General features: G+C 66.6%; 11 protein-coding genes. 8 read left to right on the top strand and 3 right to left on the bottom strand.

What is annotated here, in order from left to right:
* Window positions 1–42 precede the first annotated feature (42 nt).
* Window positions 43–3,540, bottom strand: coding sequence for a transglutaminase family protein (locus AC1D3B_RS00325; protein WP_478188674.1), 3,498 nt, complete (start codon window positions 3,538–3,540; stop codon window positions 43–45).
* 166 nt (window positions 3,541–3,706) lie between these two features.
* Here AC1D3B_RS00325 and AC1D3B_RS00320 point away from each other — a divergent pair, with 166 nt between their 5' ends.
* Genes AC1D3B_RS00320 through AC1D3B_RS00310 form a run of 3 tightly spaced genes read left to right on the top strand, consistent with a single transcriptional unit; the run spans window position 3,707 to window position 8,587 of the window.
* Entirely contained in the window at window positions 3,707–6,079 is a 2,373-nt protein-coding gene (locus tag AC1D3B_RS00320) for a DNA internalization-related competence protein ComEC/Rec2 (protein WP_478188988.1), read from the top strand.
* A gap of 36 nt (window positions 6,080–6,115) precedes the next feature.
* Window positions 6,116–7,612 (top strand): circularly permuted type 2 ATP-grasp protein, encoded by a 1,497-nt coding sequence (locus AC1D3B_RS00315; protein ID WP_478188673.1) that lies wholly within the window; start codon window positions 6,116–6,118, stop codon window positions 7,610–7,612.
* Between the two features lie 18 nt (window positions 7,613–7,630).
* Window positions 7,631–8,587, top strand: a complete 957-nt coding sequence (locus AC1D3B_RS00310; protein WP_435516938.1) for an alpha-E domain-containing protein — start codon at window positions 7,631–7,633, stop codon at window positions 8,585–8,587.
* A 21-nt stretch (window positions 8,588–8,608) separates the two neighbouring features.
* On the opposite strand, the gene glpK is transcribed toward AC1D3B_RS00310, so the two are convergent.
* Together glpK and AC1D3B_RS00300 are read right to left on the bottom strand one after the other, a co-directional pair.
* A complete protein-coding gene (glpK, locus tag AC1D3B_RS00305) occupies window positions 8,609–10,102 on the bottom strand; it encodes a glycerol kinase GlpK (protein ID WP_478188672.1) in 1,494 nt (497 codons plus the stop codon).
* A 9-nt stretch (window positions 10,103–10,111) separates the two neighbouring features.
* A complete protein-coding gene (locus AC1D3B_RS00300) occupies window positions 10,112–10,882 on the bottom strand; it encodes a DeoR/GlpR family DNA-binding transcription regulator (RefSeq protein ID WP_478188671.1) in 771 nt (256 codons plus the stop codon).
* Between the two features lie 99 nt (window positions 10,883–10,981).
* On the opposite strand from AC1D3B_RS00300, the gene glpD reads away from it, so the two are divergent.
* From glpD to AC1D3B_RS00275, 5 genes are read left to right on the top strand one after another with little or no spacing between them, the layout of a single operon-like run.
* Entirely contained in the window at window positions 10,982–12,658 is a 1,677-nt protein-coding gene (glpD, locus tag AC1D3B_RS00295) for a glycerol-3-phosphate dehydrogenase (protein WP_478188670.1), read from the top strand.
* Window positions 12,649–13,725: an ABC transporter ATP-binding protein gene (locus AC1D3B_RS00290; RefSeq protein ID WP_478188669.1), complete on the top strand. Its 1,077-nt coding sequence runs from the start codon at window positions 12,649–12,651 to the stop codon at window positions 13,723–13,725. Before glpD ends, AC1D3B_RS00290 begins: the two co-directional genes overlap by 10 nt.
* 1 nt (window position 13,726) lies before the next feature.
* A complete protein-coding gene (locus AC1D3B_RS00285) occupies window positions 13,727–14,797 on the top strand; it encodes an ABC transporter ATP-binding protein (RefSeq protein ID WP_478188668.1) in 1,071 nt (356 codons plus the stop codon).
* A 55-nt stretch (window positions 14,798–14,852) separates the two neighbouring features.
* Entirely contained in the window at window positions 14,853–15,746 is an 894-nt protein-coding gene (locus AC1D3B_RS00280) for a carbohydrate ABC transporter permease (protein WP_478188667.1), read from the top strand.
* Window positions 15,743–16,555: a carbohydrate ABC transporter permease gene (locus tag AC1D3B_RS00275; RefSeq protein ID WP_435516931.1), complete on the top strand. Its 813-nt coding sequence runs from the start codon at window positions 15,743–15,745 to the stop codon at window positions 16,553–16,555. The genes AC1D3B_RS00280 and AC1D3B_RS00275 overlap by 4 nt, the downstream gene beginning before the upstream one ends.
* Window positions 16,556–16,593 lie beyond the last annotated feature (38 nt).

The raw sequence follows: 16,593 nt of genomic DNA, 5'->3' as shown, positions 1-16,593 counted from the left end.
GCAAAGCCGGTTCCGCGGTATTCCCCAACTTGGCGGGGCTCGTCAGCGTCGCAGATCCAGGGTGAACGGGAACTCGCGGCTTCCCGCCAGTTCGATGGTCGCCGGCGGCGTGCTCATCAGGCCCGGCGTATGCCCCATGCGCGTGAAGCGCGAGTGGCGCCGGCTCTCCGCCTCGTAGGCGTTCACGGGGAAGGTGTCGTAGTTGCGTCCGCCCGGATGGGCGACGAAGTACTGGCAGCCGCCCAGCGAGCGCTTCATCCAGGTGTCGACGATGTCGAAGGTCAGCGGCGCGTGCGCGCCAATGCTCGGATGCAACGCCGAGGGCGGATTCCAGGCCTTGTAGCGCACACCCGCCACAAACTCGCCGACCGTGCCGGTAGGCTGCAGCGGAAGCACCTTGCCGTTCACGGTGATGACGTGCCGGCTTTCGTTCAGGCCGGTGACCCGCACCTCGATGCGTTCCAGCGACGAATCGACATACCGCACCGTGCCGCCCGCCGAGCCTTCCTCGCCCATCACGTGCCAGGGTTCGAGTGCGTTGCGCAGCGACAGCTCGATGCCCATCGCCTGCACCTGCCCGACCAGCGGGAAGCGGAACTCGAAGTGCGGCGCGAACCAGTTCGGGTCGAAGGCGAAGCCGGCCTGCCGCATCTCGCTGATGACGTCGTCGAAGTCCATATGGACGAAGGTCGGCAGCAGGAAGCGGTCGTGCAGCTCCGTGCCCCACCGCGTCGCGGGCGCCTTGTAGGGCTCGTCCCAGAAGCGGGCGATGAAGGCGCGCAGCAGCAGTTGCTGCGCGATGCTCATGCGCGCGTGCGGCGGCATCTCGAAGGCGCGCAGCTCCAGCAGGCCCAGTCGCCCGGTGCTGGAGTCGGGCGAGTAGAGCTTGTCGATACAGAACTCGCTGCGGTGCGTGTTGCCGGTGACGTCGACCAGGATGTTGCGCAACGTGCGGTCCACCAGCCAGGCCGGCATGTTCTGGCCATAGATCTCGCGGTTGCGTGCGATCTCCTTGAGCGCGATCTCCAGCTCGTAGACCTGGTCGTTGCGTGCCTCGTCGACCCGGGGTGCCTGGCTGGTCGGGCCGATGAACATGCCCGAGAACAGGTAGCTCAGCGACGGATGGTTGTGCCAGTAGAGCAGCAGGCTCGCGAGCAACTCCGGTCGGCGCAGGAAGGGGCTGTCGGTCGGCACCGCGCCGCCCATCACGAAGTGGTTGCCGCCGCCGGTGCCGGTGTGGCGGCCGTCGGTCATGAACTTCTCGGCCGACAGGCGCGTCTCGAACGCGGCGTTGTAGAGGAACTCGGTGTGGTCGACCAGTTCGCGCCAGCTGTGCGCCGGGTGGATGTTGACCTCGATCACGCCCGGGTCCGGCGTGACCTGCAGCATCTTCAGTCGCGGATCGCGCGGCGGCGGGTAGCCTTCCATGACGATCTTCACGCCGAGTTGGTCGGCCGTGGCCTCGACCGCGGCGACGAGGTCGAGGTAGTCCTCCAGCCGGGCGAGCGGCGGCATGAAGACGTAGAGCACGCCCGAGGAACTGCCGAGCTTCTCGGCTGCCGGGCCATTGGCGCGGCGCGGATCGCGCACTTCGACGCACAGTGCGGTGCGCGTGACCCAGTAGGCCGACTCGCCGCGACGCGGCATCCGGGGCGTGGTGGGATCGACCCGGGAGTCCGCCGCCTCACCGCCGTCGCCGCTGCCCGGCGTCTGCAGGCGCACCGATGCGAGCGTCACCGGCGGCGTGCCGAAGGCATAGGGCACGGCACTTCGATCGGGCTGTGGCCCCACCGGCGCGCCGGCGTAGCGCGCACGGAAGTCCGCGCCGGTCGGCAGGGCACCGCGCGGCGCGGTCGGGTCGCGCTCGACGAGATAGGGATAGTCGCCCTTGCTGGCCCACGGCTGCGAATCGAGCGGCAGGCGATAGCCCATCGGCGAATCACCCGGAATCAGGTACATGCGGTCGTCGCGCAGGAACCAGGGGCCGGTCTTCCAGCCGGGACCTGCCAGCGCGGGCGCGTCGGCATCGGCATTCGAGGCCTCGATCGGCAGCATGTAGCCGATCACGGCGTCGAGCTTCTGCGTGAACACGCGACGCAGGCGCACGCGCTCCATCTCGTCGTCGAGCTTCGACTCGAAAGGGTCGACGTTGACCGGCAGCCGGCGCTCGCGCCACAGGTAGTAGTAGACGTCCTCGTAGCCGGGCTGGATGTAGCGCTCGGTCAGGCCGAGCCGGTGTGCCAGCACGGTGGTGAAGCGCCGGGCATCCTCGCTCGTGTAGTGGGTCGGATGGCGTTCGTCCGCGAAGAGCTCGGGGTTGTGCCAGAGCGTTTCGCCATCGGCGCGCCAGAAGATCGACAAGGCCCAGCGCGGCAATTGCTCGCCCGGATACCACTTGCCCTGCCCGAAGTGCAGGAAGCCGCCCTTGCCGTATTCGGCGCGCAGTTTGTGGACGAGTTCGGTCGCGTAGCCACGCTTGGTGGGGCCGAGCGCGTCGGTGTTCCATTCGGGCGCATCGCGGTCGCTGGTGGCGACGTAGGTCGGCTCGCCGCCCATGGTGAGGCGCACATCGCCGGCCTTCAGGCGCTTGTCGACCGCCTCGCCCAGTGCCAGCACCTCGGCCCATTGTTCCTCGGTGTAGGGCTTGGTGACGCGCGGCGATTCATGGATGCGCGTGACCTTCATCTCGTGGCCGAACTCGACTTCGGCATCGTCGACCACGCCTTCGATCGGTGCGGCGCTCGACGGCGTCGGCGTGCAGGCCAGCGGGATGTGGCCTTCGCCGGCCAGCAGGCCGGAGGTGGCGTCGAGCCCGATCCAGCCCGCGCCGGGCAGGTAGACCTCGCACCAGGCGTGCAGGTCGGTGAAATCCACGGTGGTCCCGCTAGGGCCGTCGAGCGCCTTCACGTCGGGCGTGAGCTGGATCAGGTAGCCCGAGACGAAGCGCGCGGCCAGGCCGCAGTGGCGCAGCAGTTGCACCAGCAGCCAGCCGGAGTCGCGGCACGAACCGGAGCCGTTGGTGAGCGTCTCTTCCGGCGTCTGCACGCCGGGCTCCATGCGGATCAGGTAGTTGACGTCCTTCTGCACCTGCTGGTTGATGCCGACCAGGAAGTCGATGGTTCGCTGCACCTTGCGGTCGACCTTTTCCAGGTAGGCCTTCACCAGCGGCGTGGCTTCATCCGCCACGAGGTAGGGCGCGAGTTCCGTCGCCTGCGCTTCGGTGTACTTGAAAGGGAAGTTCTCGGCCTGCGGCTCCAGGAAGAAGTCGAAGGGGTTGTAGACCGCCATCTCGACCACGAGGTCGACCGTGACCTTGAATTCCCGCGTTTTCTCGGGGAACACCAGCCGCGCGAGGTAGTTCGCGAACGGGTCCTGCTGCCAGTTGATGAAGTGCTGCTCGGGCTCGACGCGCAGCGAATACGAGATCACGTTACTTCGGCAATGCGGCGCAGGACGCAGGCGGATCACCTGAGGCCCAAGTTGCACCGGACGGTCGTACTTGTAGTGAGTGACGTGGTGGAGCGCGGCGTGAATGGACATTGTTTTTCAGTGCGTCGAGCGTGCCTCGGGTGAGACGCATACTAGCCGACATACAAAGCAATTAGCGCGCCACAGAGCAGTGCTAAAGGAGAGGTTGCAGCATGAGGTTGGGAGTTGTCTCGTGAAGCCGGGCAGGGAATCGCTCGGCCTGGTCGTTTTCGCCGCCATGGCTGGCTCGGTGCTCGGTGCCGTGCTGCAGTTGCAGCAGCCGGCGCTCTGGCGCTGGGCGGGTTACGCGGGCCTCATGGCCGGTGCGCTGGCCGGTTGGCTGGCCCTGCACGCGGTTCGAGGCACGGTTCGAGGCGTCTTGCTGATGGCGCTGCTCCTTGGTGCCATGGGCGGTGCCGGGCTGGCAGGCTGGCGAGCCGCGGTCTACGCCGACGGCGCGTTGCCGCCCGCGCTCGAAGGGCGGGACGTGCAGGTGGTCGGCGTGGTCGCGCAAATGCCCCAGCGCGGCGAGGGCTCGATCCGCTTCGCGTTCGATGTCGAGTCTGCCGAGCTCCCGGATGTACCCCGGCGCTTGTCGCTGGCCTGGTATGCCGAGGGTTCCGGACTGTGGGGTCGAGGCGACACGGTCGACACGCCCGGCCCGGTGCACGCGGGCGAACGCTGGCGTTTCACGGTGCAGCTCAAGGTGCCGCACGGCAACCTCAATCCGCATGGCTTCGACCACGAACTGCGCCTGTGGGAGCAGGGCGTGCATGCGACCGGCTACGTGCGCAACGGCGCCAGCGATCCCCGCCCCGAGCGCCTTGCCGTGACCTGGCGCCACCCGGTCGAGCGAATGCGGGAGTCCGTGCGCGACGCAGTTGTCGAAAGAGTGGCCGACCCTCGCCTGTCGGGCGTCATCGCCGCGCTGGTCACCGGCGACCAGAACGCGATCGATCGCAACGACTGGGACGTCTTCCGTGCGACCGGCGTTGCCCACCTGATGGCGATCTCGGGCCTCCACATCACGATGTTCGCGTGGCTCGCCGCGCTGGTGGTCGACGCGCTGTGGCGTCGCAGCGGTCGCCTGATGCTGCGCTGGCCGGCGCAGCATGCGGGTCTGGTCGGCGGCGTGCTGCTCGCGACGCTGTACGCCGTCTTCAGCGGCTGGGGTGTGCCTTCGCAGCGCACGGTCTGGATGCTGGCCGTCGTCGGCCTGCTGCGCCTGACGGGGCGACGCTGGCCCTGGCCCTTCGTCTGGCTTTGCGCCTGCGCGGTCGTGGTGGCGCTCGATCCGTGGGCCCTGATGCAGCCCGGCTTCTGGTTGAGCTTCGTGGCGGTCGGCGTGCTGTTCGCGGCCAATGCCGAATCGCCCCAGGGCGATCGTCCCGGCATCGGACGCCGCCTGGCCCGCATCTGGCGCGAGCAATGGGTGGTCACGCTGGCGCTGACGCCGCTCACGCTCCTGCTGTTCCAGCAGGTTTCGGTCGTCGGCCTGCTGGCGAACGCGGTGGCGATTCCCTGGGTCACGCTGGTCGTCACGCCGCTCGCCATGCTGGGCGTCCTGCTGCCACCGCTGTGGGACGCGGCGGGCTGGGCTGTGCAGGTGCTGTCATGGGGGCTGCAATGGCTCGCCAGCCTGCCTTTCGCCACGGTGTCGATGCCCGCGCCGCCGCTTTGGATGGCGGCGGCCGGCGTAGCGGGGGGCATGTTGCTCGCCATGCGCCTGCCATGGTCGATGCGCTTGCTGGGGCTGCCGCTGCTCCTGCCGGTGCTGCTCTGGCAAGCGCCGCGTCCGGCTGTGGGCGAATTCGAGCTTCTGGCGGCCGATATCGGGCAGGGCAACGCCGTCTTGGTGCGCACGGCCGGCCACAGCCTGCTCTATGACGCAGGGCCTCGCTACAGCCTGGAAAGCGATGCCGGCGACCGCGTCCTCGTGCCCCTGATGCGCGCCTTCGGCGACCGGCTCGACACGGTGGTGCTGAGCCATCGGGACAGCGACCACACTGGCGGGGCGACCGCGGTGCTCCGCGCGCAACCGCAGGCGGAGCTGCTGAGTTCGATCGAGCCCGAGCATCCGCTGCAGGCGCTGCGCCCGGCCAGGCGCTGCGAGTCGGGCCAGCGCTGGGCCTGGGATGGCGTGGAGTTCGAAGTCCTCTATCCCGGGGCGTCCGACTATCGGGCTTTCACCAAACCCAATGCCATCTCCTGCGTGCTTCGCATCGCCAGCGGCCGCGCGACAGCCATCCTGGCCGGCGACATCGAGCGCCTGCAGGAGGCCGCGCTCGTCTCGCGCACGCCCGATCTGCGCGCCGACCTGCTCCTCGTGCCTCACCACGGAAGCAAGACTTCATCGACTGAACGACTGCTCGACGCCGTCCGGCCCAAAGTCGCGCTGGTCCAGGCCGGCTATCGCAACCGATTCGGGCATCCCGCGCAGGAAGTGGTCGAGCGCTACCTCGACCGCGGCATCGTGCTGGTCGACAGCCCGCACTGCGGCGCGGCATCGTGGTCCAGCACGTCCCCGGGCTCGGTCGGATGCCTGCGTGAGCAGTCGCGCCGCTACTGGCGCCACGACATGAGGCAAGATCACGACGGTGTTTGGCCTTGAACTTGCTAAGCTATGCCCAAGGAGATTGGTCGTCCCATGCACAAATTCGATGAGATGTATGAGCAGCTGCCCTACAACGGCGCAGCGGTCCGGAGCCACTACAAACGCTACGACCAATGGCTTGCGAAGCAACCCGGCGAGGTGATGCGATCGCGGCGCGAGGAGGCGGAGATGATCTTCCGCCGGGTCGGGATCACCTTTGCCGTCTACGGCGCGAAGGACGAGGACGGGTCGGGCACCGAGCGCCTGATTCCCTTCGACCTGCTGCCGCGCATCATCCCGGCCCACGAATGGGCCTCCATGGAAAAAGGCCTGGTCCAGCGCGTGACGGCGCTCAACCGCTTCATCCATGACGTCTACCACGACCAGGAAATCATCAAGGCCGGCGTCATCCCGGCCGAGCAGATCCTGAACAACGCCCAATACCGGCCCGAAATGGTCGGCGTGAAGGTGCCCAACGACATCTACTCGCACATCTCCGGCATCGACATCGTCCGCGCCCCCGATGCCGACGGCAACGGCGAGTACTACGTGCTCGAAGACAACTTGCGGGTGCCCAGTGGCGTGAGCTACATGCTGGAAAACCGCAAGATGATGATGCGGCTCTTTCCCGAACTGTTCAGCCAGAACCGCATCGCGCCCGTTGCGCACTACCCCGACCTGCTGCTCGAAACCCTGCGCGCGTCCGCGCCGCCGGCCACCGCCGAGCCCACCGTGGTCGTGCTCACCCCCGGCATGTACAACAGCGCCTACTTCGAGCACGCCTTCCTCGCGCAGCAGATGGGCGTGGAACTGGTCGAAGGGCAGGACCTCTTCGTCAAGGACGACTTCCTCTACATGCGCACCACCCGCGGACCCAAGCGCGTGGACGTCATCTACCGCCGCGTCGACGACGACTTCCTCGACCCCGAAGTCTTCCGCCCGACCTCCACGCTGGGCACCGCAGGCCTGATGCGCGCCTACCGCGAGGGCAACGTCGTCATCTGCAATGCCGTCGGCACCGGCGTCGCGGACGACAAGTCGATCTACCCCTACGTGCCGAAGATGGTCGAGTTCTACCTCGGCGAGAAGCCCATCCTCAAGAACGTGCCCACCTACATGTGCCGCAACAAGGACGAGCTCGACTACACGCTCGCCAACATGAAGGACCTGGTCGTCAAGGAAGTGCACGGCGCAGGCGGCTACGGCATGCTCATCGGCCCGGCCGCGACGCAGGCCGAGATCGAGGACTTCAAGAAGGCCGTGATCGCCAAGCCCGACGGCTACATCGCGCAGCCGACGCTGAGCCTTTCCACCTCGCCGACCTTCGTGGATGCCGGCATCGCGCCGCGCCACATCGACCTGCGGCCCTTCGTGCTGTCGGGCAAGGAAGTGCAGATGGTGCCGGGCGGCCTCACACGTGTCGCGCTCAAGGAAGGTTCGCTGGTCGTCAACTCGTCGCAGGGCGGCGGCACCAAGGACACCTGGATCCTCGAAGCGGACCGCGGCGCCAGAGCCTCGCAAACGCAAACGCAAAGCCAGTCGTCGTCCTGATCAGGGGAGCTTCAAGATATGTTGTCACGCACCGCCGATCACCTCTACTGGATGTCGCGTTACACCGAGCGCGCGGAAAACACCGCCCGCATGCTCGACGTCAACTACCAGACCTCGCTGCTGCCGCAATCCGCCGAAGTCGCCAAGTACGGCTGGCAGGGCCTGCTCTCCATCAGCGAACTGCTGCCGCTCTACAACGAGAAGCACGACCACTTCAAGCCGAACGAGGTGATGGAGTTCATGGTCAAGGACGAGTCGAATCCGTCGTCCATCCTCTCGTGCCTGCGCGCCGCGCGCGAGAACGCGCGCGCCGTGCGCGGCGCCCTCACCACCGAGGCGTGGGAAACGCAGAACACCACCTGGCTCGAAGTCAACCGCATGCTGCGCACCGGCGAGTTCGAACGCGACCCGGCGCAGTTCTTCGAATGGGTGAAGTTCCGCTCGCACCTGTCGCGCGGCGTGACGCTGGGCACCATGCTGCAGGACGAGGCCTTCTACTTCTCGCGCCTCGGCACCTTCCTCGAACGCGCGGACAACACGGCGCGGCTGGTCGACGTCAAGTTCCACGCGCTCAACAGCGAGTTCTTCGGCACCGCCACCGAGGAAGACCAGGAGTACGACTTCTATCACTGGAGCGCGATCCTGCGCAGCGTCTCGGCCTTCGAGGTCTACCGCAAGGTGTACCGCGACGTGATCAAGCCCGAGCGCGTGGCGGAACTGCTGATCCTGCGCGCGGACATGCCGCGCTCGTTGCATGCGAGCCTGCACGAGGTCGTCAACAACCTCGAGAAGGTGAAGAACGAGCAGAGTGCGGAGACGCAGCGGCGGGCGGGGAAGCTGTTGGCGGATCTGCAGTACGCGCGGGTCGACGAGATCCTCGCGACGGGGCTGCATGCGTATTTGACGCAGTTCCTCGATCGGGTGAACGAACTCGGGTGGCGAATCAGCCAGGACTTCCTGGTCCCCGGCCACTGAGCGCGCGCAGGGTTCGCGCTGTCAGGTGGCTGTGGCCTGCCGGACTGCGCGTTCCCAGCGGGCCATCGATTCCTCGGCCTGTGTGCGGCCCATCGTCGGCATGAAGCGCCTTTCAATGCGCCAGAGTTTCGATAGCTGGCTCACGTCGCTGTACACGCCCGTCGACAGCCCTGCAAGGTAGGCCGCGCCCAGCGCAGTGGTCTCCGTCACTTCCGGACGCACGACCGGGATGCCCAGCAGGTCCGCCTGGAACTGCATCAGCAGGTTGTTCACGCAGGCGCCGCCGTCCACCCGCAGTTCGGCAACGGGCGTCCCGCCTGCAGCGACCGCATCCCGGCTCATCGCCTGCAGCAGCGCGGCGCTCTGGTAGGCGATGCTTTCCAGCGCAGCGCGCGCGATGTGCGCGACGGTCGTGCCGCGCGTCAGGCCGGTGATGATCCCGCGCGCGTCAGCGTCCCAGTACGGCGCGCCGAGGCCGGTGAAGGCCGGCACCATCATCACGCCGCCCGCATCCGGCACGCTCTCGGCCAGCGCCTGCACTTGCGCGCTGCCTGGTATGGCCTTGAGTCCGTCGCGCAGCCATTGCACGACCGCGCCGCCGACGAACACGCTGCCTTCCATCGCGTACTGAGGTTGCGCACTCGTCTGTGCGGCACTCGTCACCAGCAGCCCGTTGTGCGAAGGCTGGAAGGCGCCGCCCGTATGCATCAGCAGGAAGCAGCCGGTGCCATAGGTGTTCTTCGCCATGCCGGCCTCGAAGCAGGCCTGGCCGAAGAGGGCGCTCTGCTGGTCGCCCGCGACGCCGCCGATCGGCAGGCTGCGCTCCAGCAATTCCGCATCGGTGTCGGCGAAGTGCGCGCTCGACGGCTTGACGTCGGGCATCAGCGAGGCGGGGATGTCAAGCGCCTTCAGCAGATCGGCATCCCACTCGTTGTCGTGGACGTTGAAGAGCATCGTGCGCGATGCATTGCTTACATCGGTGACATGCACCCTGCCGCCCGTGAGCTGCCAGATCAACCAGCTGTCGATGGTGCCGAAGGCCAATTCGCCGCGCTCGGCCTGCGTGCGCACGCCGGGCACGTTGTCGAGCAGCCAGCGCAATTTGGTGCCAGAGAAGTAGGCATCGATCACGAGCCCGGTCTTCTCGCGGATCGCGTCCGTCATCCCGTCTTCGCGGAGCTTCGCACACAGCGGTTCGGCCCGGCGGTCCTGCCAGACGATGGCGTGATGCACCGGCTGCCCGGTCTTGCGGTTCCACACCACCGTGGTCTCGCGCTGGTTGGTGATGCCGACCGCATGGATATCGCTCGCCTTCAGCTTCGCCTTGACGAGCACCTCGCGCGCGGTCGCGAGCTGGCTGGTCCAGATCTCCATCGGATCGTGCTCGACCCAGCCGGGCTGCGGGTAGATCTGCGTGAGTTCCCGTTGGGCGATGGCGACGATGCGGCCCTCGCGGTCGAAGACGATGCTGCGGGAGCTCGACGTGCCCTGGTCGAGGGCGAGCAGGTAAGTCATGACGGTCCTTCAGTGTTCTCGCGCGATTTCGCAGCGGACTTGTGCTCGTTCGAGCAGCTCGGGGAAGGGCGGTGGCGGTTCCGCGTCGGTAAAGAGGCAATCGATCTGCGAGAGCTTCGCGAGCTCGATCATCGCAGGGCGGTTGAACTTGCTCGCGTCGGCCGCAAGCCACACCTCGCGCGCCTGCGCGATGATGGTTTGCGCCACCTTCACCTCACGCAGGTCGAAGTCGCGCAGCGTGCCGTCGGCCTCGATGCTGGACACCCCGATCAGCGCGATGTCGACCTTGAACTGGCGGATGAAGTCGACCGTCGCCTCGCCCACGATCGCGCGATCGCGCAGCCGCACCGAGCCACCGGCGACGATTACCTCGCAGTTGGGGTTGTCGCTCAGGATGGTCGCGACGTTCAGGTTGTTGGTGATCACGCGCAATCCGGTGTGGTGAAGCAGCGCCTTCGCGATGGCCTCGGTCGTGGTGCCGATGTTGAGGATCAGCGAACAGTCGTTCGGCACCCGCGCCGCCACCGCGCGCGCGATGCGGGCCTTGCCCTCGGCATGCAGCGTCTCGCGCTGCTGGTAGCCGATGTTTTCGGTGGTCGAACTCGGCACGCGCACGCCGCCGTGAAAGCGCGTCAACAACCCTTCATCGGCCAGCCGCTGCACATCGCGACGCACCGTCTGCAGGGTCACGTCGAGCATGTCCGCCAGTTGCTCGACGGTGACCGAGCCACGCGAACGCACGGTATTGAGCAGCTTGATCTGGCGCGGATTGGAGTTCACGGAAACATGCATCGATAGGGGGCGCACGACTTTAGAACGAAAGGAAACGAAGAGTATTAAGGGTTAACGCCGAAGAAAATCGCGCCATAAGGAACCAGAATGAAAAAATACGAAAACGAAATGCCCCTAAACCGTGCATTAAGTCACATTCCCAAGGACCCGGCCCCTGTGAGCGAAAACGCCCCGTCATCGACCACCACTGCCATCGAATGCGACGTGCTGATCGTCGGCGGCGGCATCAATGGTTGCGGCATCGCCCGCGACCTGGCGGGCCGCGGCTGGCGCGTGCTGCTGTGCGAGAAGGACGATCTCGCGGCGCACACCTCGTCCTCGTCCACCAAGCTGATCCACGGCGGGCTTCGCTACCTCGAGTACTACGAGTTCTCGCTCGTGCGCAAGGCGCTGCAGGAGCGCGAGGTGCTGCTCAAGAGCGCGCCGCACATCATGTGGCCGCTGCGTTTCGTGATGCCGCATGACCCGTCGATGCGCCCGGCCTGGATGATCCGCATGGGCCTCTTCATGTACGACCACCTGGCGCGCCGCGAAGTGCTGCCGGGTTCGCGCACGGTCGATCTCAAGCGGCACGAGGCCGGTGCCGCTCTCAAGCCCGAATTCAAGCGCGGCTTCGTCTATTCGGACGGCTGGGTGGACGACGCGCGGCTCGTCGTCCTCAACGCGCTCGACGCACGCGCACGCGGCGCGGAAATCCTGACGCGCACATGCTGCGTCAGCGCCCAGCGCAACGCCGAAGGCTGGACCGCCGTGCTCGAAGGCCCCGAAGGCCGGCGCACCGTGCGCGCCCGTGCCGTGGTCAACGCGGCCGGCCCCTGGGCCGAAACCTTCCTGCGCGGCGTGGCGCACTCGGCGCAGGGTGAGGCGCTCGCGACACGGCACCTGCGCCTGGTCAAAGGCAGCCACATCGTCGTGCCGCGCGTCTTCGGCCACGACCATGCCTACATCTTCCAGAACCCCGACAAGCGGATCATCTTCGCGATCCCTTACCAGGACGACTTCACGCTCATCGGCACCACCGACATCGAACTGCAAGGCGACGATCCCGGCGCCGCGCACATCGGCGACGACGAGGTCGAATACCTCTGCACGCAGGCCAGCCGCTACTTCAGGAAGCCCGTCATCCCGGCGGACGTGGTGTGGACTTATTCAGGAGTCCGGCCCTTGCTCGACGACGAATCGGGCGACCCCTCGGCCGTGACCCGCGACTACATGCTCGAATCCAACACCACCGCCGCGCCGCTGCTGTCGGTGTGGGGCGGCAAGATCACCACCTTCCGCAAGCTGGCCGAGGACGCGGCCGACGAGGTGGGCCGCATGCTCGGCGAGACCCGCACGCCATGGACCGAAGGCGCGTTCATGGCCGGCGGCGACCTCTCGGCCTGGATCGACGGCACCAGCCGCACCTCACGCCCCGACGACGACTTCGAGCGCTTCGTCGAAGCCGTCCGCACGAAATACCCGTGGCTCGAATTCAATCTCGCGCGCCGTCTCGCGCGCGCCTACGGTGCCCGCGTGGCGGAAGTCATCGGCGACGCGCGATCGATGGACGACATGGGCGAGGCCGTCGCGCCCGGACTCCACGAGCGCGAACTGCACTACCTGAGCGACGAGGAATGGGCCTGCAGCGGCGACGACGTGCTGTGGCGCCGGTCCAAGCTCGGCCTGCACTACACGCGCATCGAACGCGAGCAGGTCAACACCTGGATGCAGGCTCACGCACGTTCCGAAGCCTATGCGACAGAGGGAGGTCCATGCAGCTGACACTCGAACGCGTCACCAAGAAGGTGGGCGCGCAAACCTGGCTCTACCCGCAGAGCATCGCGCCGAAGAGCGGCGCGGTGACCGTGCTGCTGGGCGCCACGCAGGCCGGCAAGACCAGCCTGATGCGGCTCATGGCCGGGCTCGATGCGCCGACCGAAGGCAAGGTCCTGGTCGACAGCAAGGACGTGACGGGCGTGCCGGTGCGCGAGCGCAACGTGGCGATGGTGTACCAGCAGTTCATCAACTACCCCTCGCTCAAGGTCGCCGAGAACATCGGCTCGCCGCTCAAGCTGCGCGGAGAGAAGAACGTCGATGCGCGCGTGCGCGAACTGGCCGACAAGCTGCATATCGGCATGTTCCTCGACCGCTACCCGGCGGAACTGTCGGGCGGCCAGCAGCAGCGCGTGGCATTGGCGCGCGCGCTGGCCAAGGGCGCGCCGCTGATGCTGCTCGACGAGCCACTGGTGAACCTCGACTACAAGCTGCGCGAGGGCCTGCGCGATGAACTCACGCAACTCTTCGCGATGGGTGACTCGACCGTGATCTACGCCACCACCGAACCCGGCGAGGCCCTGCTGCTCGGCGGCTATACGGCGGTGATGGATGCCGGTGAATTGCTCCAGTACGGGCCGACCGCCGAAGTCTTCCATTCGCCGCAATCGCTGCGCGTGGCGCGCGCCTTCAGCGATCCGCCGATGAACCTGATGACCGGGCGCGTGGTCGAGGGTGGCGTGCAGATAGAGGGCGGCCCCATGCTGCCGCTTGCGCTGCCCGCTGGCATCGAAGGTGCCGTCACGATCGGCCTGCGCTCGAGCGCGCTCAACGTCGGCGCGAGCAACGGCGACATGGCCCTGCCCGGCAAGGTCGAGCTGGCGGAAATCTCTGGCTCCGACACCTTCGTCCACGTAGAGACGCTGGTGGGCGAGTTGGTGGCGCAGCTCACCGGCGTGCATCGCTTTGATCTCGGCGCGGCGATCACGCTGTACTTCAGCCCATCACAGGCCTACGTGTTCGACAGCAGCGAACGCCTGGCCGTCGCACCGGCCTGGCGCCACAAGGGAGGCTGACATGGCCCGCATCGACCTCGACCTCGCCCACGCCTACCGACCGAATCCGACGGAGGACAGCGACTATGCCTTGCTGCCGCTGAAGATGAGCTTCCGCGACGGCGGCGCCTATGCCTTGCTCGGCCCCTCGGGATGCGGCAAGACCACGATGCTCAACATCATCTCGGGGCTGCTGGCGCCGTCGAAGGGCACCGTCAAGTTCAACGGCCGTGACGTGACGCTCGAAACGCCGCAGCAGCGCAACATCGCGCAGGTGTTCCAGTTCCCGGTGATCTACGACACCATGACTGTGGCGCAGAACCTCGCGTTTCCGCTGCGCAACCGCAACATGCCCGCCGAGCAGATCCGCAAGCGCGTCGGCGAGATCGCCGAGATGCTCGACATGAGCGGCCAGCTCAACCAGCGCGCGGCCGGGCTCGCGGCCGATGCCAAGCAGAAGATTTCCCTTGGTCGCGGCCTGGTGCGCAGCGATGTCTCCGCCGTGCTCTTCGACGAGCCGCTGACCGTCATCGACCCGCACCTCAAGTGGCAGCTCCGTCGCAAGCTCAAGCAGATCCACCGCGAACTCAAGCTCACGCTGATCTACGTCACACACGACCAGGTCGAGGCGCTGACCTTTGCGGAAGAGGTCGTCGTGATGACGCGCGGCAAGGCCGTGCAGATCGGCAGCGCCGAGGCCCTGTTCGAGCGGCCGGCCCACACCTTCGTCGGCCACTTCATCGGCTCGCCGGGCATGAATTTCCTGCCGGCGCAGAGCGCGGGCGGCATGCTCGACATCGCAGGAACTCGATTGCCTGCCATGCGTGAACTGCCCGAAGGCCCGCTCAAGGTCGGCATCCGCCCCGAATACGTCACGCTCGCCGAGCCGAACGCGCCGGGCGCGGTGCCTGCGATGCTGACCCAAGTGCAGGACGTCGGCACCCACTGGATGCTCACCGCCCAGCTCAACGGCAGCGCATTGAAGGCGCGCCTCGCATCGGATGCCCTTGTCCCCGCCGTCGGCAACACCGTCTGGCTGCAGGTGCTGGGACGCAAGAGCTGCTTCTATCGCGATGAGGAGCTTGTCGCATGAGCCGCCCGGCCGCTCCGAAGGCGAATACCGCAGTGCGAAGCACGGAGGTTGCTCTATGAACGGTACCAACAAGCCCATCAACCAGCGCGCCTGGTGGCTCGTGCTGCCCGTGCTGCTGTGCGTCGCCTTCTCGGCCATCGTGCCGCTGATGACGGTCGTCAACTACTCGGTGCAGGACATCATCTCGCCCGAGCGCCGCGTGTTCGTCGGCACCGAATGGTTCGCCGCGGTGATGCGCGACGACGAGCTGCACGCCGCGCTGTTCCGGCAACTCGGCTTCTCGATCGCCGTGCTCGTGGTCGAGATTCCGCTCGGCATCGTCCTCGCGCTCTCGATGCCCGCCACCGGTTGGAAAGCCTCCGCCGTGCTGGTGGTCGTCGCGCTCTCGCTGCTGATCCCGTGGAACGTGGTCGGCACCATCTGGCAGATCTTCGGCCGCGCCGACATCGGGCTCTTCGGCTTCGCGCTGCAGAAGATGGGCATCGACTACAGCTACACCGGCAACGCCAGGGATGCGTGGCTCACCGTGCTGCTGATGGACGTGTGGCACTGGACGCCGCTGGTCGCGCTGCTGTGCTTTGCGGGCCTGCGCTCCATCCCCGACGCCTACTACCAGGCCGCACGCATCGACGGCGCCAGCAAGTTCGCGGTGTTCCGCTACATCCAGCTCCCCAAGATGCGCGGCGTGCTGGTCATCGCCGTGCTGCTGCGCTTCATGGACAGCTTCATGATCTACACCGAGCCCTTCGTGCTGACGGGAGGAGGGCCGGGCAATGCGACCACCTTCCTGAGCCAGTACCTCACGCAGAAAGCGGTCGGCCAGTTCGACCTCGGGCCGGCAGCGGCCTTCTCGCTCATCTACTTCCTCATCATCCTGCTGCTCTGCTTCGTGCTCTACAACTGGATGCTGCGGGTCGGCACGCAAGACGTCGCGGAGGAAACCAAATGAACGAAGACCGCTTCCGCAAGCGCAGCCTGTTCCTGGTGCTCTACATCGTGTTCGCCCTGTTGCCCATCTACTGGATGATCAACATGAGCTTCAAGACGAACGAGGAGATCCTGTCGAGCTTCTCGTTCTTCCCGCAGACCTTCACGTGGGAGAACTACCGGCGCATCTTCACGGATGAGTCCTGGTACTCGGGCTACATCAACAGCCTGATCTACGTCGGCATCAACACGGTCATCTCGCTCACGGTGGCGCTGCCTGCGGCCTACGCCTTCTCGCGCTATTCCTTCCTCGGCGACAAGCACGTCTTCTTCTGGCTGCTGACCAACCGCATGACGCCACCGGCGGTGTTCCTGCTGCCGTTCTTCCAGCTCTATTCGACCGTCGGGCTGATGGATACGCACCTCGGCGTCGCGCTGGCGCACCTGCTCTTCAACGTGCCGCTGGCGGTGTGGATCCTCGAAGGCTTCATGAGCGGCATACCGCGCGAGATCGACGAAACGGCCTACATCGACGGGTATTCGTTCCCGCGCTTCTTCCTCACCATCTTCCTGCCGCTCATCAAGGCGGGCGTCGGTGTCGCGGCCTTCTTCTGCTTCATGTTCAGCTGGGTCGAGCTGCTGCTGGCGCGCACGCTGACCAGCGTGAACGCCAAGCCCATCGTCGCGACGATGACGCGCACCGTGAGTGCATCGGGGATGGATTGGGCCACGCTGGCAGCGGCCGGCGTGCTGACGATCGTGCCCGGCGCCATCGTCATCTGGTTCGTTCGTCACTACATCGCAAAAGGCTTTGCGATGGGGAGGGTCTGATGAAACCACAGCGATTGCGGAACGCTCCTTTTCGGAAA

This window comes from Variovorax sp. P5_A3, from assembly GCF_056400665.1.
Note: the sequence above shows the minus strand (reverse complement) of the source record. Positions and strands in the feature narration are given on the sequence as shown.